The 23,346-nt window shown below is 72.6% G+C and carries 16 protein-coding genes; 8 read left to right on the top strand and 8 right to left on the bottom strand.

Going from position 1 to position 23,346, the window contains the following annotated elements; all coding sequences use genetic code 11:
* The first annotated feature begins 39 nt into the window (after positions 1 to 39).
* The 8 genes from ABZ454_RS34435 to ABZ454_RS34400 all read left to right on the top strand — a co-directional run bounded on the left by ABZ454_RS34435 (position 40) and on the right by ABZ454_RS34400 (position 11,941).
* The gene (locus ABZ454_RS34435; RefSeq protein ID WP_359543491.1) at positions 40 to 2,307 is read left to right on the top strand and encodes a polysaccharide lyase 8 family protein; all 2,268 of its coding nucleotides are present in this window, start codon (positions 40 to 42) and stop codon (positions 2,305 to 2,307) included.
* Positions 2,308 to 2,374: 67 nt separating this feature from the next.
* Positions 2,375 to 3,766, top strand: coding sequence for a serine protease (locus ABZ454_RS34430; RefSeq protein ID WP_359543478.1), 1,392 nt, complete (start codon positions 2,375 to 2,377; stop codon positions 3,764 to 3,766).
* Positions 3,763 to 6,060: a tetratricopeptide repeat protein gene (locus ABZ454_RS34425; RefSeq protein ID WP_359543477.1), complete on the top strand. Its 2,298-nt coding sequence runs from the start codon at positions 3,763 to 3,765 to the stop codon at positions 6,058 to 6,060. The genes ABZ454_RS34430 and ABZ454_RS34425 overlap by 4 nt, the downstream gene beginning before the upstream one ends.
* 189 nt (positions 6,061 to 6,249) lie before the next feature.
* Positions 6,250 to 7,680 carry a zinc ribbon domain-containing protein gene (locus ABZ454_RS34420; protein ID WP_359543476.1) on the top strand — a complete coding sequence of 477 codons (1,431 nt, stop codon included), beginning with the start codon at positions 6,250 to 6,252 and terminating at the stop codon, positions 7,678 to 7,680.
* Positions 7,680 to 8,711, top strand: a complete 1,032-nt coding sequence (locus ABZ454_RS34415; protein ID WP_359543475.1) for a hypothetical protein — start codon at positions 7,680 to 7,682, stop codon at positions 8,709 to 8,711. Before ABZ454_RS34420 ends, ABZ454_RS34415 begins: the two co-directional genes overlap by 1 nt.
* Positions 8,708 to 9,946: a carbohydrate ABC transporter substrate-binding protein gene (locus ABZ454_RS34410; protein WP_359543474.1), complete on the top strand. Its 1,239-nt coding sequence runs from the start codon at positions 8,708 to 8,710 to the stop codon at positions 9,944 to 9,946. Before ABZ454_RS34415 ends, ABZ454_RS34410 begins: the two co-directional genes overlap by 4 nt.
* A gap of 153 nt (positions 9,947 to 10,099) precedes the next feature.
* On the top strand, positions 10,100 to 11,683 hold the full coding sequence (locus tag ABZ454_RS34405) for an acyl-CoA carboxylase subunit beta (RefSeq protein ID WP_356321680.1): 1,584 nt from the start codon (positions 10,100 to 10,102) through the stop codon (positions 11,681 to 11,683).
* Positions 11,684 to 11,737: 54 nt separating this feature from the next.
* On the top strand, positions 11,738 to 11,941 hold the full coding sequence (locus ABZ454_RS34400; protein ID WP_356321681.1) for an acyl-CoA carboxylase subunit epsilon: 204 nt from the start codon (positions 11,738 to 11,740) through the stop codon (positions 11,939 to 11,941).
* Between the two features lie 379 nt (positions 11,942 to 12,320).
* On the opposite strand, the gene ABZ454_RS34395 is transcribed toward ABZ454_RS34400, so the two are convergent.
* The 8 genes from ABZ454_RS34395 to ABZ454_RS34360 form a co-directional block, all read right to left on the bottom strand.
* Positions 12,321 to 12,902 carry an ATP/GTP-binding protein gene (locus tag ABZ454_RS34395; RefSeq protein WP_014048542.1) on the bottom strand — a complete coding sequence of 194 codons (582 nt, stop codon included), beginning with the start codon at positions 12,900 to 12,902 and terminating at the stop codon, positions 12,321 to 12,323.
* On the bottom strand, positions 12,883 to 13,548 hold the full coding sequence (locus ABZ454_RS34390; RefSeq protein WP_359543473.1) for a DUF742 domain-containing protein: 666 nt from the start codon (positions 13,546 to 13,548) through the stop codon (positions 12,883 to 12,885). Before ABZ454_RS34390 ends, ABZ454_RS34395 begins: the two co-directional genes overlap by 20 nt.
* 89 nt (positions 13,549 to 13,637) lie before the next feature.
* A complete protein-coding gene (locus tag ABZ454_RS34385) occupies positions 13,638 to 14,051 on the bottom strand; it encodes a roadblock/LC7 domain-containing protein (RefSeq protein WP_018551717.1) in 414 nt (137 codons plus the stop codon).
* 10 nt (positions 14,052 to 14,061) lie between these two features.
* Positions 14,062 to 17,328 carry a nitrate- and nitrite sensing domain-containing protein gene (locus ABZ454_RS34380; RefSeq protein WP_359543472.1) on the bottom strand — a complete coding sequence of 1,089 codons (3,267 nt, stop codon included), beginning with the start codon at positions 17,326 to 17,328 and terminating at the stop codon, positions 14,062 to 14,064.
* 349 nt (positions 17,329 to 17,677) lie between these two features.
* Positions 17,678 to 18,259 (bottom strand): ATP/GTP-binding protein, encoded by a 582-nt coding sequence (locus ABZ454_RS34375; RefSeq protein WP_072487286.1) that lies wholly within the window; start codon positions 18,257 to 18,259, stop codon positions 17,678 to 17,680.
* Complete coding sequence (locus tag ABZ454_RS34370; protein ID WP_073738726.1) at positions 18,240 to 18,647, bottom strand: DUF742 domain-containing protein; 408 nt, start codon at positions 18,645 to 18,647, stop codon at positions 18,240 to 18,242. Before ABZ454_RS34370 ends, ABZ454_RS34375 begins: the two co-directional genes overlap by 20 nt.
* 133 nt (positions 18,648 to 18,780) lie before the next feature.
* The gene (locus ABZ454_RS34365) at positions 18,781 to 19,203 is read right to left on the bottom strand and encodes a roadblock/LC7 domain-containing protein (protein ID WP_003966009.1); all 423 of its coding nucleotides are present in this window, start codon (positions 19,201 to 19,203) and stop codon (positions 18,781 to 18,783) included.
* Positions 19,204 to 22,971 (bottom strand): nitrate- and nitrite sensing domain-containing protein, encoded by a 3,768-nt coding sequence (locus ABZ454_RS34360; protein WP_359543471.1) that lies wholly within the window; start codon positions 22,969 to 22,971, stop codon positions 19,204 to 19,206.
* Positions 22,972 to 23,346: the final 375 nt, after the last annotated feature.

Here is a 23,346-nt window from a genome sequence, read left to right as displayed (position 1 = left end):
CGCGCCTTTCTCGCCACCGGCAGTGCCACCGCACTCGGCCTGGCGCTCCCCTCGACGGCCCGCGCGGCACAGGACGAGTTCGAGACGCTCCGGCTGCGCTGGAACGACCTGTCGCTCGGCACCGGCTACGACCCGGCCGCCGAGCCCTACGCGGCCAGACTGGCCGAGACCGGCGAACTCGCCGCGGACTTCCGCTCGACCATGGCCCCCGCCGCCGACTCCCTCTGGGCCGGGCACACCTTCGACCCGCCGTCCGGCATCACCTGGAGCTACAACAGGCTGTGGACGATGACCCAGGCGTACGCCCAGCAGGGCACCGGCCACACCGGCGACGAGGGGCTCCTCGCCGACATCGTCCGCGGCCTGGACCACCTCTCCGCGACGGTCTACAACCCGTCCACGGCCCGCTACGGGAACTGGTGGGAGTGGCAGATCGGCAGCCCGCGCCTGCTCATGGACATCGTGGCCGTCCTCCGCCCCCACCTCGGCGAGGAGCGCGTCGAAGCCGCCTGCGCCGCCGTGGACCACTTCATCCCCGACACCATGCTCACCGACTACAGCGGGACCTCGACCGGCGCCAACCGGGTCGACCTGTGCCGGTCCGTCGCCCTGCGCGGCATCCTCGGCCGGGACGCGGCCAAGACCGCACTGGCGCGCGACGCCCTCTCGCCCGTCTTCCCGTACGTGACCGAGGGCGACGGCCTCTACGCCGACGGCTCGTTCGTCCAGCACACCTGGGTCGCCTACTCGGGCACGTACGGCCAGGTCATGCTCGACGGCCTGGGCCGCCTCTTCGCCCTGCTGGCCGGATCCACCTGGGCGGTCACCGACCCCGGCCGCCAAATCATCCTCGACAGCGTCGAGCACGCCTACGCGCCGCTCATCCACGACGGTCTGATGATGGACAGCGTCAACGGCCGCGCCATCAGCCGGGGTCTCCTCAAGAGCGACGAGCGCCGGATCATGCGCAGCGACCACTTCCACGGCCAGGGACTGATCGCCGCCATCGCGCTGCTCGCGGGCGGCGCGTCCGCCGCCGAACGCGACCGGTGGAACGGCATGGTCAAGGGCTGGATCGAACGGGACACCGTCAGCCCCGTCCTCGCCGCCCCCCAGTTCGGCGTCGCCGACCTGTCCCGGCTGCACGCGGCGGCGGCCGCCCCCGTCCCCGCCGCGCCGGAACCGGTCGGCCACACCTTGTTCGCCGCCATGGACCGGGCCGTGCACCGCCGCCCTGGCTGGGTCGCCAACCTGTCCATGGCGTCCGAGCGGATCAGCGCGTACGAATGCGGCAACGGCGAGAACCCGCGCGGCTGGCACACCGGAGCCGGGATGCTCTACTGGTGGCAGGGCCAGGACGGCGGCGGCCAGTACACCGACTGGTTCTGGCCCACCGTCGACTGGTACCGGCTGCCCGGCACCACCGTGTCCACCAAGCGGCTCCCCGACCGGGCCGGCGGCGAATGGGGCGCGCCCCGCCCGGCGGTGCGGTGGGTCGGCGGCACGCACGACGGCGAGTTCGCCGCCGTCGGCCAGCACGTGAAGGGCCTCGGTTCCACCCTGGAGGCCCGCAAGTCCTGGTTCTGCGCCGCCGATACGGTCATCTGCCTCGGCGCGGGCATCACCGCCGCCGACGGGGTCCCCGTCGAGACGGTCGTCGACAACCGCAACCTGGGCCCCGACGGCCGGCAGGCCCTCACCGTCGAGGACCGCGACCGCCCCCGCTGGGCCCACCTGGAGGGGCACGGCGGCTGGGTGCTGCCCGGCGGCGCCGCCCTGCACACCCTGCGCGAGGCCAGGACCGGCGCCTGGTCCGACATCAACACCACCAGCTCCACCGAGCGGCAGACCCGCCACTGGCAGACCCTCTGGCTCGACCACGGCACCGACCCGGCCGACGCCGGCTACCTCTACCTCCTCATGCCGGGCGCCTCCCGGCGCACCGTCGCCGCCCGCGCGTCCGACCGGCACTGGCTGACGGTGCTTGCCAACACGGCCGCCGCCCAGGCCGTCGCCGTGCGCTCGCTCGGGCTGACCGCCGCCAACTTCTGGCAGCCGGGCGCGGCCGGGCGGCTCTCCTCGACCGGACCGGCCAGTGTGCTCGTGCGGGAGCGCCGGGGCGCCACGGCGGTCCGGGTCAGCGGGCCCGACCGCAGCGGCACCCCCTTCGAGGTGGTCTGGGACCGGCCGGTGCGCGAAGTCGTCTCGGCGGACCCGGGCATCGAGGTCCGTGCCACCGGCCGGCGGCTCGTGCTGGGCGTGGACCCGGGGACGGCGGGGACCACCCTGCGGTGCGACGTCCGGTGACCGGATGGACCCGGAGTGTGCGCGGAGTCTGTGAACGAGGGGTGCCTCGCGCGTACTCTCGGGTTTCATGGGGGAGTTGAGAGCGGACTGGCGGCTCCGGTTACGCCGCGGTGGTGCCGAAGGCGTCGTGTGCGGGGCCGGGGTGCTCCTCACCCAGGACCGGATGCTGACGTGCGCCCATGTCGTCGGCGACCCGGACGCCCGGATGTGGGTGGAGTTCGCCGAGAACCCCGGCATCCCGGGCGTCGGGGCCCGGGTCGCCCCGGACGGCTGGCTGCCCGGCCGCGACGGGACCGCCCGCGAGGACATCGCCGTGCTCGCCCTGGACAGCCCCCGCCCGCAGGCGGCGCCCGCGCCGCTGGGGAGAGGGCTGGAGCGGGGCGCGGAGGTGTGGATCGGCGGCTACTCCCAGAGTTTCGACGACGGGATGTGGCTGAGCGGCCGGATCAGCGGACTGCACGGGGACTGGGTACAGCTCGACGCCGGGACCAACGCCGAGGTGGTGCGCCCCGGGTTCAGCGGCGCGGCCGTCCAGACGCGGGGCGAGCGGCCGGGCACGGAGGAGGTCGTCGGGCTGGTCGTCAGCTGGCGCGGCGATCTGGAACTCGCCCTGCCCACCGAGAACGACCTGGCGTTCTCGTACATGATCCCCATCGACCGCGTCGCCGCGCTCGTGCCGCTCGTCGCCGAGCTGAGCGGGCCGGACGGCTGGGACCGGGGGCTGGAGCGGCGGCTGCGGCACTGGTTCGCCGGCGGCGAGGAGCCCGCGGTGCGTTTCGGGGTCGTCGCACCCGGCACCGGCCGTGACCGCGCGCTCCAGCACCAGCTCCACCGGGCCCACCTCGTCTGCCGGGGCGGTGTCACCCGGCCCGAGGAACTGGTCGAGACCCTGGTGGCACAGCTGCGGCCACCCCGCTACCAGCGCAACGCCTACCGCGACTGGCTGCTGGAGGGCGGCAACGCCCCGGACCGCTCGGACGGCGGCAGGCCCGCCGGGTCGGGGCCGGTGCTCGCCGTGATCGGACTGGACGAGGACCCCGACCCGGCGGCCCTGGTCCCGCTGCTGGCACGCGTCAGGACACTCGGATTCCGGCTGCTGGTCATCTTCCGCCGCGCCGACGGCGAGGGACTGGCCGAGGTGGCGCGCCACCTGCTGGTGCCGGCCCTGGAGGAGCGGGCCGAGGTGCTGGTGCGCCGGGTCGAGCACATCGAGCGCGAGTGGACCGGGCTGCGGGGCATGGTGGACTCGGCCTCCCTGGTCCCGCGCCCCGCGGTCGACGCGGCGGCCCGCCGCCGCCGGCTGCGGGAACTGCGGCTGCTGGCCGACCCGCAGGACCAGCTGACGGAACTGAAGCGGCTGTTACGCGAGTTACGTGACGACCTCGGCCGGGCGCACGGGCCGGGCCGTGCGGCTCTGCCCGCCCCGCGGACCGGCCGCGGCCCGACGGAGCGCCGATGAGAGTTCCCTGCCCGCACCGCCGCTTCACCGGCGCCCCCTGCGGCGGCGCCGTCCAGCCGACCGGCTACTGCGACACCTGCGGCCGCGACGAGACCGCCCCGGGGCTGCCGCCGCTGCCCACCGCCCCCGAGCGGAACGGCCCCGCCGGACTCCTCGAACTGCCGCTGCTGGACCCCGGCAGCCCCGCCGAGCGCCTCGCCGCCGCGGAGCGGCCGGTGCGCATCGTGATGACCTGCTCGGCCGACGCGTGCCGCACCTCGTTCGTCCCGCCGGACACGGCCGCCCCGCCACCGGACGAGGGGTACTGCCCGCGGTGCGGCACCCCGTACTCCTACCGCCCCGAACTGACGAAGGAGGGGCCCCCGCTCCAGGACCAGTACCGGATCCGCGGTCCCATCGCGCACGGCGGCCAGGGCTGGGTGTATCTGGCCGAGGACACCCACCTGGAGGACTTCGTCGCCGTCAAGGGCCTGCTCAACCGGTACGCGGAACGCGGAGCCGCCCAGGCCGGCGAGGAGCGCCGCAGCCTCGTCGCCATCCGGCACGAACGCATCGTCCAGATCCGTGACTTCGTCAGCACCCGCAACGCGGACGGCACCGTCTCCGGCGGCTACATCGTGATGGAGGACGTCGGCGACCGGACGCTCTCCGCCGTCGTCGAGTCGACCCGCCAGGGCGCCTTCGTCCTCGATATCGAACACGTCATCACCTACGGCTGCCAGATCCTGGAGGCCCTCGCCCATCTGCACGGCATGGGATTCCTGTACGGCGACATGAAGCCGTCCAACGTCATCCACCAGCTCGACGGGATCAAGGTCATCGACCTCGGCGGGGTCCGCAAGGCGGGGGCCACCGACCCGCCCCCGGTGATCACCCCGTGGTTCGCCGCCCCCGAGACGGACGGGACGGGCCCCCTCACCGTCGCCCACGACATCCACACCGTCGGGGTCACCCTGGCCGAACTGGCGGGCTGGGCGGTCGGCGACGACGTGCCGGGGCTCGGCATCAGCTCGTTCCGGCTGGCCGTGGACCGGGCCACGGCCCACGACCCGGAGCGCCGGTTCGGCTCCGCCGAGGAGATGGCGGGCCAACTGCGCGGCGTGCTGCGCGAGATCCGGGCCCTGCGCGGCAAACGCGACCAGCCCGAGCCCTCGGCCTACTTCACCCCCTCCACCGAACTGCTGGGCGCGCGCCTGGGCTCGGTGCCCGACTACGCGCACTGGCTGAGCCGCCCGCTGTACGGCCGCCGCGAGACGCCGCAGGCGCCCGCGCTGGACGCGGGACGGCCCACCCCGACCGAGATCGCCCGCAGGCTGCCGGTGCCCCGGCCCTACCCGCGGGACCCGCAGGCCGCCCGGTTCGGGGTCAGCAGCTACGACCCGGGGCAGCCGCTGACCCAGCCGGACGAGGGGGAGCGGTCGGTGGAGATCTGCCTGCACAACGCCCGGCTGCTCCTCGGCCAGGACGGCGACGACGCCCTGGTGGCGGCCCGGGAACAGGTACAGGCCGCCGCCGCGATCCCGGGCCCGGGGCCCGTCCGGCAGTGGCGGCTCAGCTGGCACTGGGGTCTCGTCGCACTGCGCAGCGCCGATGTGCTGGACGACCGGCAGTCGATGCTCGAAGCGGCCCTGGAGCACTTCTCCGCCGTGCACCGGGCCCTGCCCGGCGAGTACGCGGCCAAGCTCGCCCTCGCGTACAGCGCGGAACAGCTCGGCGACGGCCGGCCGGCCGCGACGGGGCCCTCGGCGTACGAACTCTTCCGTGCCGTGCACGCCCGCAACCCCTCGCACGTCGGCGCGGCCCTGGGACTGGCCAGGCTCGCCCTCGCGCGCGGCGACCGGACCGCGGCGACCGAGGTCCTCGACCTGGTGCCCGACGAGTCACGGGACCACACCGTCGCCCGCGTCGCGGCCCTGCGCATCAGGGCGGCCCGGCTCGCGACGGGCGAGCGGCCCCTGCCCGGGGAAGCGGAGATCGACGCCTGTCTGACCGCCCTGGCACCGGGGCCGGGCACCCCGCCCCCGGCCGTCGCCGGCGACGAGGCGGCCTGGCTGCTGCGGACCGAGCTGTACGAGTGGAAGCTCGACGCCGTCCGGGCCGCCGGCCGGGCCGCACGCCCCCGGGGCGGCCCGCTGCGGATCGGGCTGCCGCCACCGCCCGTACCGGGGGAACGGGCGGTGCGGGCGGAGCTGGAGCAGTGCTACCGCTGGCTCGCCCGGCAACGGCAGCGACCGGCCGAGTACGAGCGGCTGATCGACCTCTCCCACGCGGTCCGCCCGCAGACCCGCTTCTGACGGCCGGCGCCGATGGACACGTCCGCCGCGGCCGCACGGCCGGTCCCGGCCGCTGCCGCCGGAGCGTCGGCCCGCTCGCCCGCGCCCGCCCCGTGGGCCCCTGGGGTCCGTGTCCGCCCGCCCGGCTCGCCGCCCGCCCTGCCGCGACCGCAGCCCGCACCCCGTCCCGTCACCCCTGGAGGCAGTCCCATGGGCGCTACCGCCCCCTCGTCCGGGCTCGAGTTCACGGTGTCGCTCGACGTCCGGCGCGACCAGCAGCCGCACCATGACGCCCGGATCGACGCCCACCTGCGGGTCAAGGCCGTCGGCATCGGCCCCCGCGACCAGGTGCCCGCCGTCGAACTCGCCGTCGTCATCGCGCTCGACGTCGCCGCCGGGCGCCGGGAGACCGCGGCGGCCGCCCTCGCCGCCGCGCTGCGCGCCCTGCCCGACGGTGTCTCCTTCGCCGTCCTGGGCGGCGCCGACGCGAACGGGGAGCCGACCCGCTGCTACCCGCTCGGCGGCCGGTGGGCGCTGGCCGACACGATGGAGAAGCGCCGCGCCGCGTTCAGCGCGGGCCGGATCGCCCCGGCCGCCGACGACCGGCCGCCGCCCGGCTATCCGGCCTGGCTCGCCGCCGCCCGCGAGCTGCTCGCCGAGCGCCCGCTGCCGCTGCGCCACCTGCTGCTGATCACCGACGGCAGCGGACGGGACCCGGCGGACGACGCCGGCCCGGACGGCGACGGCGGCGCGCTGCGCACCGAACTCGCCGCCTGTGACGGCGCGTTCACCGCGGACGTCGTCGCGGTCGGCGCGGACTGGGACCCCGCGCCGCTGCTCGCCGTCGTCGAGACCCTGCACGGCACCGCCGAGCACGCCCCCGACCGGTTCGCCCCGGCGGTCACCGAGGCGCTGCGCCGGCTGCGCCGGGTCCGCAGCCCGGAACTGCCCGTCGTGGTGACCGCGCGCCCGGCGGTGCGCGCGGTGGAGCTGACCGAGACCGCCCCCCGTCAGCAACGCCTCGAACCCGCCCACCGCCAGGAGACGAAGGAGCCGCACCGGATCGGCTTCCCCACCCACCAGTGGGAGCCGGGCACCCGCGACTACCTCCTCACCGTGCACGCCGACGCGAGCACCGACCCGCTCGGCGTGCTGCTCCAACTGGCCACCGTCTCCGTCGGGGAGGCCATCGCCCCGCTGCTGGTGCGCTGGCTGCCGCCCGGAGTCGCCGTGGGCGCGGGGGCCACCGGCGGTGGGGGCGGCACGCTCCAGGCGATGAACGCCGCCACCCAGATGCGGACCGCCCTCAACCGCGGCTACGCCGCGCTCGACCCGATGAGCCGCGACGAGGCCGAGCGGCAGTTCGGCCTCGCGGTCCGGCTCGCCACCGAGATCGGCGCCGCCTGGGTCCTCCAGGACGTGCGCAAGGTGGCCGACATCCTGGACGGCCGCCGCGGACTGGTCCGCGTCGGCCCGACCGTCGACCGCGGCACCGTCCGCCGTGGACAGCTGCACATCGCGTCGGGCCACCGGCTGGACCTGCCCGGCCACACCACGGGGAAGCCGGTGAAGTGCCCGCACTGCCGTCATCTCGCCGGGCCGCACGCCCGGTTCTGCATCGCCTGCGGAAGGAGCCTGTGATGGCGAGGCGCTCGACGGCCAGGTGGGTCCGCCTCTTCGGGGCCCGCCGGCCGAGCCGTTCCCGGACCAGACGGCTGCTGGAGCGGCACCTGGTGGTCATGGTGGTGACCGCGCTGGTCGCGATGACCGCGCTGCTCGTCTCCTACCGGGAGGTGCAGAACGCCGCCGGTGAGATGCGCACCCGTGGCGCGCCCGCCGTGCAGGGCGTCGCGGCCACCCAGCTCGCGCTGCTGCGCGCCCACCAGGAGGCGCAGACGTCGGTGGACCAGAAGATCGACACGGTGGTCGGCGCCGGCGCGCGGTACGAGAACCAGCTGTCCGCCGCCAGCCAGGGCCTGTCCCGGCTCTCCGACGTACAGCTCGACGGGGACCGCGGCCGCGGCGTCCTCAAAACCGTCACCGGCGTGCTGACCTCGTACAGCAGCTCGCTGACGCCGGGCGCCGTCAAGTACGTGCGCGAAGAGGACAACCTGATGCAGCAGGAGAAGTTCCTGGAGGCCAAGACGCTCCTCAGCCGCCCGGGGACCGGTGTCGTGCCGCGTCTGGACGTCCTCCAGGAGCACCAGATGCGGCGCGTGGACCGGGTCAGCTCGATGGGCGCCCTCCAGCAGGCCGGCTGGGCGGTCGCCGAACTGGCCCTCCTCGTCCTGGCCCTGACCGGCCTCAGCGCCCTGTGGGTGCTGCGCACCCGCTGCGGCCGCACCCTCGACCCCTGGCTGCTGGCGGCGGTGCTGGTGACGCTCGCCCTGGCGGTCGTGCCGCTGTGGTCGACCGCGGCCACCCAGGAGCGGCTGGACACCGCCCGCCACCGGCTGGTCGCCATCGAGGAACGCGCCCACGTCCACGGCGACCTGGCCGGATCCCAGCGCTACGTCACCGACACCTCCACCGCCCTGCGCGGCCGGCTGGCAGCCCGGAGCTGGCAGAGCTGGACGTACTACGGCGCACTGGGCGGCGGCGCGCTGATCGTCCTGCTGCCGGCCGTCGGCATCGTCCGGCGCCTCAACGCCGACTACTGGAGGGCCGGATGAACCCCTGCGCTCGCACGGTCCTGCTCGTCCTGGCCCTGTTCATGACCGCGGCCGGCTGCGGACTCGGGGCCCCCGGCGGCAGCGACGCGGAACCGAAGGTGACGATCCTCGGCCCCTGGACCGACGATCAGGAACGCCAGTTCAAGGACGTCCTCGACGGGTTCGGAATTCCGTACACCTACCAGGGGACCGCCGCCACCCGCGAGGTGCTGCTCGCCGAGGTGCAGGCGGGCAACCCGCCCGACATCGCGATCCTGCCGGGCGTCGGCGAACTCGTCGAGTACGCGGACGAGGGCCGGCTGCGCTCCCTGGACGGCCTGTACGACCCCGACGAGTACGGGCAGCCCTGGCGGCCCAGGGCGGAGGGCGTCCCTGAACACCGGTGGGTGCCGCTCAAGGCCGACCTCAAGTCCATCGTCTGGTACCGCAAGGGCGAGGCCCCGCGGCGCCGCCCCGCGCCGCCGGCCGCGTGGTGCGTCGGCATGGGCGACGACGGCGCGTCCGGCTGGCCCGGCAGCGACTGGATCGAAGACCTCATCCTCCAGCGGATGGGCCCGGTGCTGTACGCGCGCTGGGCGACCGGCGACCTGGACTGGACCGACGACCGGGTGGTCGCCGCCTGGACCGCCTGGGCCCGGATGCTCGCCCAGGACCCGGCCGCGGCCGGCCGCATGCTGCTGGCCGACCACCGCGGGAAGGCCGGGGGGCACGGGCTGCTCTTCGGCGGCGGCTGCGACCTGGAGCACCAGGGGTCCTTCGCCCGCGCCTTCTACGGAAAGCGCAGCGGCGAGGCGGCGTTCGAGGACTCCGCGCCCCTGCTGCCCGGCGGCTCCTATACGGTGAAGGCGCACGAGGTGTCGGCCGACTTCGCCGCGCTCTTCGGCGGGGGCGGCGCGGCCCGTGACCTGATCCGGCGGCTCGCCTCCCGGGAGGCGCAGGAGGACTGGGGCCGCAAGGCCGGGGTGTTCTCGCCGAACGCCGCGGTCCCGGCCAAGCGGGGCGCGGTCGACGAAGAGGTGAGCCGGCGCTTGACGGACCAGCGGGTCCCGCTGTGCCTCGACGCGTCGGACGTCATGCCGGCGGCGGTGCGGGACGCGTTCTACGAGGCCGTGCTGCTCACGATGGCGCATCCGGCCGAGCCGGTGAAGGCGAAGCTGGAGGACATCCAGAAGGTCCAGGGCGCCCAGTCGCGAAACACCCCCCGGTTGACCGGGGTGTGTGGAAGACCACAGTGAATTTTTGTGGAACTCCCACAAACGGGGATGGGTGCGGGCTGGCACTTCGCCTGCATGGCCCAACACTTCTGTCAGGCTCCACCAGGAAACCGGGCAGGAGACTGTGCGGAGTCGACGGCAGGGTTTTCGCGGTCGGGTTCGTAGGGTCGATACATGACCGTTGTGGACGAAACCCAGGGCGAGCCGAGCGACACCCGTGGCCGTGTGGCCGAACTGCTGGCACTGCGCGAGCAGGCCCGGCGCGGACCGAGTGACCGGGCGACCGAGGCACAGCACGCCAAGGGCAAGCTGACGGCGCGTGAGCGCATCGAGCTGCTCCTGGACCCGGGTTCGTTCAAGGAGGTCGAGCAGCTGCGCCGGCACCGGGCGACCGGCTTCGGCCTGGAGGAGAAGAAGCCCTACACCGACGGTGTCATCACCGGCTGGGGCACGGTCGACGGCCGCACGGTCTTCGTCTACGCCCACGACTTCCGGATCTTCGGCGGCGCGCTGGGCGAGGCCCACGCCACGAAGATCCACAAGATCATGGACATGGCCATCTCGGCCGGTGCCCCGCTGGTCTCGCTCAACGACGGCGCCGGCGCCCGTATCCAGGAGGGCGTCTCGGCCCTCGCCGGCTACGGCGGCATCTTCCAGCGCAACACCCGGGCCTCCGGAGTCATCCCGCAGATCAGCGTGATGCTCGGCCCGTGCGCGGGCGGCGCGGCCTACAGCCCCGCCCTCACGGACTTCGTCTTCATGGTCCGCGAGACCTCGCAGATGTTCATCACCGGACCGGACGTCGTCAAGGCGGTCACCGGCGAGGAGATCACGCAGAACGGCCTCGGCGGCGCCGATGTGCACGCCGAGACCTCGGGCGTCGCGCACTTCGCGTACGACGACGAGGAGACCTGCATCGCGGAGGTCCGCTACCTGATCGGGATGCTGCCCTCGAACAACCGCGAGAACCCGCCCGTCGCGCCGAGCGACGACCCGGCCGACCGGCGCGGCGACGTCCTGCTGGACCTGGTCCCGGCCGACGGCAACCGCCCGTACGACATGCACAAGGTCATCGAGGAGCTCGTCGACGACGGCGACTACCTGGAGATCCACGAGCGCTGGGCCCGCAACATCATCTGCGCACTGGCCCGTCTGGACGGCCAGGTCGTCGGCATCGTCGCCAACCAGCCGCAGGCCCTGGCCGGTGTCCTGGACATCGAGGCGAGCGAGAAGGCAGCCCGCTTCGTCCAGATGTGTGACGCGTTCAACATTCCCCTCATCACTCTTCTGGACGTACCCGGCTTCCTGCCCGGCGTCGATCAGGAGCACGGTGGAATCATCCGGCACGGCGCGAAGCTGCTCTACGCCTACTGCAACGCGACGGTGCCGAGGATCTCGCTGATCCTGCGCAAGGCCTACGGCGGTGCGTACATCGTGATGGACAGCCAGTCCATCGGTGCGGACCTCACCTACGCCTGGCCGACCAACGAGATCGCGGTGATGGGCGCCGAAGGTGCCGCCAACGTCATCTTCCGCCGGCAGATCGCCGACGCCGAGGACCCGGAGGCCATGCGGACCCGCATGGTCAAGGAGTACAAGGCCGAACTGATGCACCCGTACTACGCCGCCGAGCGCGGCCTGGTCGACGACGTCATCGACCCTGCCGAGACCCGCGAGGTCCTGATCGCCTCGCTGGCGATGCTCCGGTCCAAGCACGCCGACCTGCCGTCCCGCAAGCACGGCAACCCCCCGCAGTAGTCCGCGGCCCCACAAGGCCCCGCGAAGACCTGCCGAGAAGACGGAGAGAGATACATGAGCACTGCCACCGAGTCCGTGCTGCGCGTCGAGAAGGGCCTGGCCGGCCCCGAGGAGCTGGCCGCCATCACGGCGGTCCTGCTCGCCCGTGCCGCTGCCCAGCCCGCCGGAACCCCCGCCCGCCACGGCCGCGACACCGCGGGCTGGCGCCGCCTGGAGCGCACCCCCGGCTTCCGCGCCCCGCACAGCTGGCAGGGCTGACGCCCGAGCCTGAATGCGGCCACACCGGCACGGTGTGGCCGCATTCGCCGTTTCCCGGCCCCTTCGGCGGCGTGGGAAGCGCCCGTCGGTGTGGGAAGAGCCCTCGTCGGCCCACGGAGGCCGCGTCGGCCCACGGAGCCCGCGTCGGCCCACGGAGCCCGCGTCGGCCCACGGAGGCCCTCCCCGGGCACGCGGAAGCCCCTGTCGGCACGTGGAAGCCCTCGCCGGCGCACCAAGGCCCCTCGTCGGCCCTCGCGAGCCCGTCCGGCGATCGAGGGCACGGCAACCCCCGGCCGAGGGCCGGGCGCACGACCGAAAGGCCCCGCACCCCCGAGGAGGGGGTGCGGGGCCTTTCGTACATCCGGGCCCGGAAGGGGACCTACCGCAGGCGTGCCATCAGCGCGTGCTCCACCAGGGTGATCAGCGCACTCTTCGCGTCCGCCCGGTGCCGCGCGTCCGTCGTGAGGATCGGGGTGTCGGGCCCGATCTGGAGGGCTTCGCGGACCTCGTCGGGGGTGTAGGGCTGGTGTCCGTCGAAGCCGTTGAGGGCGATGACGAAGGGGAGGCCGCTGTTCTCGAAGTAGTCGACGGCGGGGAAGCAGTCGGCCAGGCGGCGGGTGTCGACGAGGACGACGGCGCCGATGGCGCCGCGTACCAGGTCGTCCCACATGAACCAGAAGCGGTCCTGTCCGGGGGTACCGAAGAGGTACAGGATCAGGTCCTGGTCCAGGGTGATGCGGCCGAAGTCCATGGCCACCGTCGTGGTGGTCTTGTCCCCGGTGTGTGTGAGGTCGTCGATGCCCGCGGACGCGGACGTCATCACGGCTTCGGTGCGCAGCGGATTGATCTCCGAAACGGCACCGACAAACGTGGTCTTACCCACGCCGAAGCCCCCTGCCACCACGATCTTCGCCGAGGTAGTGGAGCGGGCCGCTCCGCCGCTAGAGCTTGCGAAGTCCACTGAGCACCCTTTCGAGCAGTGTCACATCTGGCTGGCCGCCGGCGGACTCGTCGCCGCCGGGCTGGTGGATAGCGACGAGTCCGGCCTCAGCCAGGTCGGCTACGAGGATCCGGGCAACGCCGAGGGGGATCGAGAGCAAGGCCGAGACCTCGGCCACCGACTTGATCTCGACGCACAGCCGGCAGATCCGCTGGTGCTCGGGCAACTGCCCTTGCAGCCGGGACGGATCGGCCGTCGTACTGACCAACGCCTCAATGGCGAGTTGGTAGCGCGGTCGGGTCCGGCCGCCGGTCATGGCGTACGGACGAACCAGCGGATTGTGTGCCGCGGGCGCGGCCGGCTCCGGGGCGCGCCGCGGCTGCACCGGCTGGATGCGGGGCGGCGGCGGGGAGTCGTACCGGTGCGGCCGCTGCGGCCGGTGGGGCTGCTGCGGCCAGTCGTCCGCGCTCTGCACGTGCCGCGGCTGCTGCGCCTGCTGCGGCCAGTCGTCCGCGCCCTGAGCCTGCTGGGGCTGCTGGTATGGCTGATAAGGCTGCTGCGCGCCCTGTCTGCCGGGTGTGGAGGGGAAGCCGAAACCATTGTCCCCGTGCTCACCCTGAGGGTGCTGACCACCGTTGAACTGGTGCCCGCCTGGGGGTGTACCCACGATTCCTCCTCCGCCTGCCGGTCCCGATTCCAGTGGGTCCGCGCCACCGCACCCTATGGCGCGGTGACGCGAAACGCACTGTCTGTCTACTAGTTAAGAAGACTTCCCTGAAGCTCGGCACGGAGGTCCGGGGTGAGGACGCTGCCGGCACGGTCGACCAGAAGGGCCATTTCGTACCCAACCAGACCGATGTCGGCGTCCGGGTGTGCGAGAACGGCCAGCGAAGATCCATCGGAGACGGACATGATGAAGAGAAATCCTCGCTCCATCTCCACAACGGTCTGATTGACGGCGCCGCCCTCGAAGATCCGGGAGGCGCCCGCGGTCAGCGAGGTCAGACCGGAGGCGACAGCCGCCAGCTGGTCGGCACGGTCGCGCGGAAATCCCTCGGACATCGCCAGCAGGAGTCCGTCGGCGGAGACCACCACCGTGTGCGACACCCCAGGGGTGTTGTCCACGAAGTTGGTGATCAACCAGTTCAGATTCTGCGCCGCCTGGCTCATCGGGCTCACACTAACGCTCCTGGTTGTAGGTATTACTGGTGTCCGAACCCGCGTTACGTCCCCGCAGCACGCCACGGCGCAGGTTGCTCAACCTGCCCCGCACGTCCTCCGGGGCGCGGGAGACCTGGGGGCCGCCCTGCTGGGTCTGTTCGGCCGTGCCCTCGACCAGATTGGCCTTGGGCACGCGCCGGGGGAGACCGGACGGGGTGACCCCGCCCGCCTTCGGCTCCCGGAGCTTCTCGGCCCGCTCCCAGCGCTCGTCGTTCGCCGAGCGCCAGTCCTCGGAACCGGCCCCGTCCGCCTGCGCGGACGGCTGCTGCCGCGGCGGTTCCTCCCGCTGCGGCTGCTGGACGGCGACGGGCTGGTCGTTGCCACGGCCGGTGGGCTGCCAGTGCTGCTGGCCGCCGCGGCGCGGCAGACCGGCGTCGGTCAGCTCGTGGCCGGCGTTCGGCACGGGTCCCGAGTGGTCGAAGCCTACGCTTTCCTGCGCGGGTGCGGGAGCGCTCGGACGAGATTCCGCGTCCTGCGCCACCGGCTCGAACGCGCCCTGGTACGTGCCCTGATCAGCCCACTCCGCCTGCTGGGGCTGAGCGGCGTACTGCTCGTCGTAGCCCTGCGCGGGCGCCTGAGGAGCCGCGTACGGCGCCTCCTGGTAGCCGCCCTGGGCGTCGTAGCCGGGCTGCTCGGCATAGCCGGCGTCGCTCCGGTACGGGTCGTAGGCGCCTTCGTAGGAGGGCTGCTCGTACGGCTGCTCCAGCGGGCCGCCCGTCTGCGCGTCCTGGGCGTAGGAGGGCTGCTCGTACGGCTGCTCCTGCGAGCCGTCCGTCTGCGGGTCCTGGGCGTACTGGTCCGCGGCGTAGGGGGCCTCGCCGTACGGCGTCTCGGCGTACTGCTGCTGCGGCTCCTGCTGCTGCGGGAACTGCGGGCGCTCACCGCCCGCCTGGGCCTCCAGCGCGGCACGGCGCTCCTCGCGCATCAGCGAGCGGCCCACCGGGTCGAGCTGGGCGGAGTCCGCGGACGGCTCCTCGTAGCGCGAGTCGTCGAAGCCGAGCTCCGCGGCCGTACGCATCTGCGGCTGCTGCGGAGCGGCGTCGAAGGACTGCTGGTGCTGCTGCTGAGGAATGATCGAGGAGACGGTGAAGTCGTCCTGGACGGGGGCGCCGTCGCCGCCGCCACCGTGGGTGATCGCGTCCGGCAGCATGACCAGCGAGGTGGTCCCGGCCTGCTCGCCCGAGGGGCGCAGCTGGACCCGGATGCCGTGCCGGTCGGAGAGGCGGCCGACCACGAACAGGCCCATGCGCTGGGAGACCGCGGCGTCCACCGTCGGCGGGTTGGCCAGCTTGTGGTTGATGTCGGCGAAGTCCTCGGCGGTGAGGCCGATGCCCTTGTCGTGGATCTCGATCATCACGCGGCTGTCGGGCAGCCGGGTCGCGGTGACCCGCACCTTGGTCTGCGGCGAGGAGAAGGTGGTGGCGTTCTCCAGCAGCTCGGCCAGCAGGTGCACGAGGTCGGTGACGGCCTGGCCGTGGATCTCGGTCTCCGGCACGCCGGAGAGCTCGATGCGCTCGTACGACTCCACCTCGGACGACGCGGCCCGCAGGACGTCCACCAGCGGGACCGGCTGGTTCCAGCGACGGCCGGGCTCCTCGCCGGCGAGGACGAGGAGGTTCTCGCCGTTGCGGCGCATACGGGTCGCCAGGTGGTCCAGCCGGAAGAGGCTCTCCAACTGGTCCGGGTCCGCCTCGTTGTTCTCCAGGTCGGTGATGAGGGTCAGCTGGCCCTCGATGAGCGACTGGTTGCGGCGCGAGAGGTTGGTGAAGATCGCGTTGACGTTGCCCCGCAGCATGGCCTGCTCGGCCGCCAGCCGGACCGCCTCGCGGTGCACCTGGTCGAAGGCGCGGGCGACCTCGCCGATCTCGTCCTGGGTGTTGATCGGGATCGGCTGGACGCGGGTGTCCACCCGGCCCGGATCGGTCCGGGAGAGCTGGTCGACGAGGGAGGGCAGCCGCTGCTCGGCGATGCCGAAGGCGGCCGTACGCAGCTGGCGCATCGAGCGGCTCATCTGGCGGGCCATGAGCCCCGCCAGGAGGAAGGCGGCCAGCAGGGCGACGATGACGATCGCGGCGTTCACGATGGCGTCGGTCCGGGCGCTGGAGGAGATGTCCGCGGCCTCGGTCACCGCCTTGTCGACGAGCTCGTCCTCGACCGTGGTGTAGCCGTCGAACTTCGCGGTGGCCGCGGCCATCCAGGTCTCGGGGGTGATCCCCTTCGCCTTGAGCTGCTTGGGGTTCCTGCCGAGGCCGATCTCCTGGGCCATGCCGTCGTAGACCGAGCCGTCGACGGTGGGCGGCGTCACGAACGGCACCCCCGCCGCGTCGGCCTGCTGCTTCGCGGACTTGAGCTTGGCGGCGCCCTCGGCGGCCTTGCCGGCCATGACCGTCTTCAGCCGGGCGGCGTCGGCCTCCGTACCACCGGAGACGAATTCGCCGAGGGCGATCTGCTCCAGGTAGTTGTACGAGCCGAAGGCCTTGACCTGGTCGTTGAACGTGCCGTTCTCCTGGCTGGGCCGCACCAGAAGGTGCAGGCCGATGGAGCGCTGAAGCGATTCTGCAGCCTTGGCCAGCTCGATCGCGTACACGGTACGGCCGTAGCTGGTGATGTTCCCGGTACCGAGGCCGAGCTCGTTGCAGAACTCCATGAGGGAGTGCTGGACCTGGGTGTATCCCTCTTCGGTCTTCACCGGGTCCAGGGCGGCCGTGTAGGCGGCCTTGCGCAGGTCCGGAAGCTTGGGCTCCTCCAGCTTGAAGAGCTTGAGGCGGCGTTCCAGGCCCTGCTTGCCGGGCATGTCCTTCACGGCCGTGTCGAACTTCTCCGCGGCCGCGTCGGTGGTGGCCCGGGCCTGGGTGACGGCCTCGGCGTCGCGATCGTTGGACAGCAGCGGCTGAGCGGTGAGGTCACGCTCGTTGAGCAGTGCCTGACCGTACTCGGCGGCCGCGCGCACGATCAGCGCGGTCTTCTCGGCGTCCTGGGCCTCCTGCCAGGTGTCGACCGAACCCTTCACCTGGAAGCCGCCCATGATCAGGCCGACCAGTACCGGGATCAGGAGGATCGCGTTCAGCCGGGTGGGCACCCGCCAGTTGCGCGGGGACAGCCGACTGGTGCTGCCACCGGCCGGTATCCCCTCGGAGACATCGGCGGACGGCGCCGCGGCGCGCGGCGGCGGGGTGAAGTTACCCCGCTCCGCCTGCGCCGTTGCGCCTTCGTTGTTACGCCTCACTCGACCAACAACCTCTCGGCGTCGGCACCTACGCTGTGCCGTGTTCTTCGTTCAGGGCCGTACTACTCGGGAGTTCGTCGCATTGCAGCACGGCTACCGGTCGCGTTCCAAACAGTCGGAATGTGCGATTCCGAGTGGCCCGGGCCTCAGATAAAACGGGCATAAAGAACGAGCCCCGTCAAAAGGCGGGGCTCATGTGAGCGCAGTGGAACCGACCGTGCGCATCGGGTGTCGGCCGTCGGGCAATTCTCATTCGAAACGTTATGAACACGGGGGCGGATCGTGTCAAAGGACACAGTCCGCCCCCGTGCGACTACTGCAATTACCGTACGGCAATACCGACTTGTGCCTACTTCAGCCGTGCCATCAGCGCGTGCTCCACGAGGGTGATCAGGCCGCTCTTCGCGTCCGCCCGGTGCCGCGCGTCCGTCGTGATGATCGGGGTGTCGGGCCCGATCTGGAGGGCTTCGCGGACCTCGTCGGGGGTGTAGGGCTGGTGTCCGTCGAAGCCGTTGAGGGCGATGACGAAGGGGAGGCCGCTGTTCTCGAAGTAGTCGACGGCGGGGAAGCAGTCGGCCAGGCGGCGGGTGTCGACGAGGACGACGGCGCCGATGGCGCCGCGTACCAGGTCGTCCCACATGAACCAGAAGCGGTCCTGTCCGGGGGTACCGAAGAGGTACAGGATCAGGTCCTGGTCCAGGGTGATACGGCCGAAGTCCATGGCCACCGTCGTGGTGGTCTTGCCGCCGGTGTGTGTGAGGTCGTCGATGCCCGCGGACGCGGACGTCATCACGGCTTCGGTGCGCAGCGGATTGATCTCCGAAACGGCACCGACGAACGTGGTCTTGCCCACGCCGAACCCGCCCGCCACCACGATCTTCGCCGAGGTGGTGGCCCGGGCCGCACCGCCGCTAGAGCTTGCGAAGTCCACTGAGCACCCTTTCGAGCAGTGTCACATCCGGCGCGCCGCCGGCCTCTCCGTTGCCCGGCTGGTGGATGGCCACCATGCCGGCTTCCGCCAGGTCGGCCACGAGGATCCGGGCCACACCGAGCGGCATCGACAGCAGGGCCGACACCTCGGCCACCGACTTGACTTCACGGCACAGGTGGCAGATGCGCTGGTGCTCGGGGAGCAGCGTCCCCAGGTGCGCCGGGTCGGCCGTGGTGCTGACCAGTGCCTCTATCGCTAGCTGGTAGCGCGGTCGGGTCCGGCCGCCGGTCATGGCGTACGGACGGACCAGCGGCTGGTCGCCCTCACCTTCGTACGACGCGTGGTTCAACGCGCCGTACGGATCGGGTGAGGCGGGTGGCGGGGTCATGAATCCTCCGGGCGTGACAGCAGGGTGTCGGCTTGCCGTCTGAAGGGGCCGGTGGGGGGCTGTAAGCGGCCGGACGGACGAGAGATGAGTGCGGTACCTGGGCTGGTCGTCTGGTTCACCGGATCACGGCCGCCTAGTGGAGCAGGCTGCCCTGGAGCTCGGCGCGGAGGTCCGGGGTCAGGACCGTGCCCGCCCGGTCCACCAGCAGGGCCATTTCGTAGCCGACCAGACCGATGTCGGCGTCCGGGTGGGCGAGAACGGCCAGCGAGGAGCCGTCCGAGATGGACATCAGGAAGAGGAATCCGCGTTCCATCTCCACCACGGTCTGGCTGACGGCGCCGCCCTCGAAGATCCGGGAGGCGCCCGCGGTCAGCGAGGTCAGACCGGAGGCGACAGCCGCCAGCTGGTCGGCGCGGTCGCGCGGGAAACCTTCGGACATCGCCAGCAGCAGGCCGTCTGCGGAGACCACCACCGTGTGCGACACCCCGGGGGTGTTGTCCACGAAGTTGGTGATCAACCAGTTCAGATTCTGCGCGGCCTGACTCATCGGGCTCAACTAACGCTCCTGCTGGTGAGTGGGGCCGAGGGGAAAACTGCCGGTCGACGGGCCGTTGTTGGCCTGACGTCCCTGCTGGATGCCCCGGCGGAGATTGGTCAGCCGCCCGCGCACATCGTCGGGCGCACGCGACACCTGGGGACCGGACTGATGGTTCTGCTGCTGGGCGGTGCCCGGCACCAGATTGGCACGCGGGACCCGGCGAGGAAGACCGGACGTGGTAATTCCGCCCGCTGCGGGCTTCTTCACCCGCTCCGCCTGCCGGACGAGTTCGTCGTTCGGCGAGGCGCGCCAGGAGCTCGTGGGGCCGTGGGCGTCGCGGCGCGGTGCGGCGGGAGCGGGACGCTCCTCGGCGGGCTGCTGGGGGTAGCCGGGCGCCTGCGGCGCTGCGGGCGGCTGCTGGCCGCCCTGCTGCGGACCGTGGAACCAGTTCGTCTCCAGCGTGTCGTACAGCGGGGTACGGCCGTCACCGGGACCGGCCGGCGGCAAGGCCTCCGGCTGCTGCGGCTGCTGCGGGAGGGCCGGCCGGTAGTCCGCGCCCGGAGCCGGCGCGACGGGCGGACGCGGGGCGCCGAAGTCCCCGTTGTCACGGTCACGCTGGCGCGGGGGAGCCTGGTGCCGGTCCTGCGCCGGGGCGGGCTGCCCGAAGTCCGGGCGGGCGAACTGCGCGGTGCTCGCCGGGTCCGGCATCTGCGGCGCGGACCGCTGCTGCGGAGCCGGTGCCGAGAAGTCCGGACGGGGGAACTCGGCGGTGGCGGCGGGGCCCTGCTGGTGGTCCACCGGCGGACGCGGGGTGAGCGGCGGCGGGTTCACCGGCCGCTGGAACTGGCCGGTGGACTCGGGCTCCTCGTGACCGCGGGGCGCGTCGAGCGGGGAGCGCCGCGGTGCGGACGGCTCCTCGTTGCTGCCCCAGCTGGTGGTCTGCGGACGCTGCGGCTGGGGGTTGCCGCCGGGGAGCTCCGCGCGCGGGCCGCCGACCGGCGGCAGCTGGCGCTCGTTCTGGCCGGGGCCGCCGGGCTGCTGGAAGCCGCCGCCCTGGCCGGGCGGGTTCTGCCGGGCCTGCTGCGGCTGCGGAGCCTGCCGTCGGGGACCGTTCTGCTCGGGGCGCTGGTCGAACAGACTGGGCTGGCCCGCGTCCGTACGGCCGGGGCCGTCGCCCTGGCCGCGGGCGCCCAGCCGGGCGCCGCCGCCGAAGGCGCCGGAGAGCCCGCCGCCCTGACGCGGCGGCTCGGGGCGCGAGGCGTCCGGCTGCCGGCCATGCGGACCGGTGCCGGGGAACCCGGCGCTCTGGAAGCCGGAGTTCTGCTGGCCGTTGGGCTGGCCCTGCTGTCCCTGTCCGGGCTGACCCGGCTGGCCCTGCTGTCCCTGTCCGGGCTGACCCGGCTGGCCCTGCGGGTTCTGGGGGCGGCCGGCGCCGCCGTCGCGGGCCGGCAGGGCCGCCCGCGGACCGGAGCCCGCGCCGACCTGGCCGCGCGCGGCACCGGGGCCCGCGGCGAGCCGCCCGCCGGGAGCCGACGGAGAGCTTTCGAGACCGGTGCGGGGCGCGTTGCCGCCGGCGAGAAGCCCGCCGGGGGCGGCCTGCTGGCCCGGAGCCTGCTTCGGAGCCGGCTGCTTGCCGCCGTGCGCGACGTCGACCGGAAGCATGACCAGCGCGGTCGTACCGCCGGAGTCCGAGGGGCGCAGCTGGATGCGGATGCCGTGACGCAGCGACAGCCGGCCGACCACGAACAGACCCATGCGGCGGGAGACCGAGACGTCCACGGTGGGCGGCGAGGCGAGCCGCTCGTTGATCGCCGCGAGGTCCTCGGGGGAGAGGCCGATACCCGTGTCGTGGATCTCGACGAGCACCCGGCCGTCGGGCAGCGCGTGACCGGTGACCCGGACCTTCGTCTGCGGCGAGGAGAACGACGTGGCGTTCTCCAGCAGCTCGGCGAGGAGGTGCACGAGGTCGTTGACGACCCGGCCGGCGACCTCGGTCGCGGGCACCGCGGCCAGTTCGATGCGCTCGTACTGCTCCACCTCGGAGGCGGCGGCGCGGAGCACGTCGACCAGCGGCACGGGCCGGGTCCACCGGCGGCCCGGCTCCTCGCCCGCGAGGACGAGGAGGTTCTCGCCGTTACGGCGCATACGGGTCGCGAGGTGGTCGAGCTTGAAGAGCGAGGACAGCTGGTCCGGGTCGGCCTCGCGCGACTCCAGCTCGGAGATGAGCGAGAGCTGACGCTGGATGAGGCCCTGGGAACGGCGCGAGAGGTTGGTGAACATCGCGTTGACGTTGCCCCGGAGGAGGGCCTGCTCGGCGGCGAGGCGGACGGCCTCGCGGTGCACGTCGTCGAAGGCCGCGGCCACCTTGCCGATCTCGTCCCGGGAGTGCACACCGACCGACTCGACCGAGGTGTCGACGTCCTGCGGGTCGGCCTCCGAGAGCTGCTTGACGAGCTCGGGCAGACGGTCCTGGGCGACGCGCGTCGCGGTGTCCTGCAGCCGGCGCAGCGAGCGGATCATGGACCGGGCGACGACGAAGGCGCCGACCAGCGAGACGCCGAGCACCAGCAGGATGAGCGCACCGCTGATGATCGCCTCGCGCTGGGACTCGTCGCGCAGCTCGCGCGCCTTGCCCTCCATGTCGCTGAGGAGCGTCTCCTCGATCTGCTTCATGGCCTGGATCTTGGTGGAGTCCTGGTCGTACCAGTCCATGTACGAACGCCGGGCGCCCGGGCTGCTCATGCCGTTCGGGTTGTCGAGCACCTTCTTGGCGTAGGTGTCGGCGGCCTTGATCTCGGGCTGGCCCTCGTCGAGCGTGGAGGTCAGCTCGTCGGCGCTCTTGCCCGTGGTCGTGTAGATCGCCTCGAAGGAGCGGCGTGCCGCGTCCTCCTTGCGCTGGGCGGCCAGACCGAACTGCTGGTCGTTGCGGTCCAGGTCCGGCTGCTTGTCGTTGCCGCCCGGCAGCGCGGCGGCGATGATCGCGCGCTGGACCGACGCGTACTCCTTGGCGGAGGAGAAGGCCGCCAGGGCGCGGGTCCGCTTGATCATCTCCGGGCTGCTGGTCGCCTGCGCCATGTCCTGGGAGAGGCTCAGCAGCGAGGTGATCAGCTGGCTGTAGGCGTCGACGGTCTGGAGACTCGGACTGCCCTTGGCGTACGCCTGCTTGCGGATGTCACGGATGGAGCCGAGCTGCGAGGCGATCTGCTGGACGCTGGAGTGGATGCTCTCCAGCGCCTCGTCACCGGTGGTGTCACCGATGTCGTTCGTCGCCGTGAAGAACGCCTTCTTCGCGCGGTCGGTCTTCTTCCGCGGCTCCGTGACCTTGAAGTCGTCCGCCGGCACGCCGTTGGACAGCGGTCCCGCCGAGCGGTCGCGCTCCTCCTGGAGCGCCTGGGCCAGCGAGGTCGCCTGCTTCGTCATCCGGGTGAGCAGCTGCATGTGCTCCAGCTGCTGGATGTCGTTCATGGAGTCGTTGATACGCAGACCACCCAGCGTGGTCGCGGCGACCACGGGGAGGGCCAGCAGGGAGACCAGACGCGTGCTGATGCGCCAGTTGCGGAGAGCTACTCGTGATCCGGTGTTGACCGGGCCCCGCGGCTTGGGCGCGGGGGCCGGATCGGACCCGCCGCCCGCCGCAGCACCGGAGCGCTGGGCGCGGTCGCCGCTGTCGCCGGCCGCGGCCGGCCCGGGGTTCTGGGCGTGCTGGGGCGAGGAGCCGCGGTCGGTCCCGCCGCGCGGCTCCTGTTCCGCCGCAGCGCTGCCATCCCTCTTGAAACGTCCCTGCACTAGCGTCGCAACCTCTGGACCAGGCGTTCTCCCGTCATGAACGGAAGGAACGGTGTCGGCGTCGTGGGGCGTTGTACCGCCCCATGGTGGTCGTGAGTGACCGGCGCTCTTCCCCTTCCCGCCGCCACTCGGCGCTGCGTTGCGCCCCCTGCGCGCCGGCTTGAAACCCGCGGCGGTGCGTGGAATTCCAGCACAGTGCCGGATCTCCAACAAGGGCCAGGTACCGGCCTGTGACCTGGGTGACACGTTGTGATGGCGAAGTAACAAGCCGTGGAGGCCGTTCCCCGGCATAACGGATCATTACCGGCGAATCAGAGCGATGAGCCCAGTGTCCCAGTCGACATGATCAGGAGCGGAATGGATCATTCAATACTG

This window comes from Streptomyces sp. NPDC005803, from assembly GCF_040630435.1.
Lineage (GTDB): Bacteria > Actinomycetota > Actinomycetes > Streptomycetales > Streptomycetaceae > Streptomyces.
The sequence above is the reverse complement of the archived record's forward strand: the minus strand, read 5'-3'. Positions and strand labels throughout refer to the sequence as shown.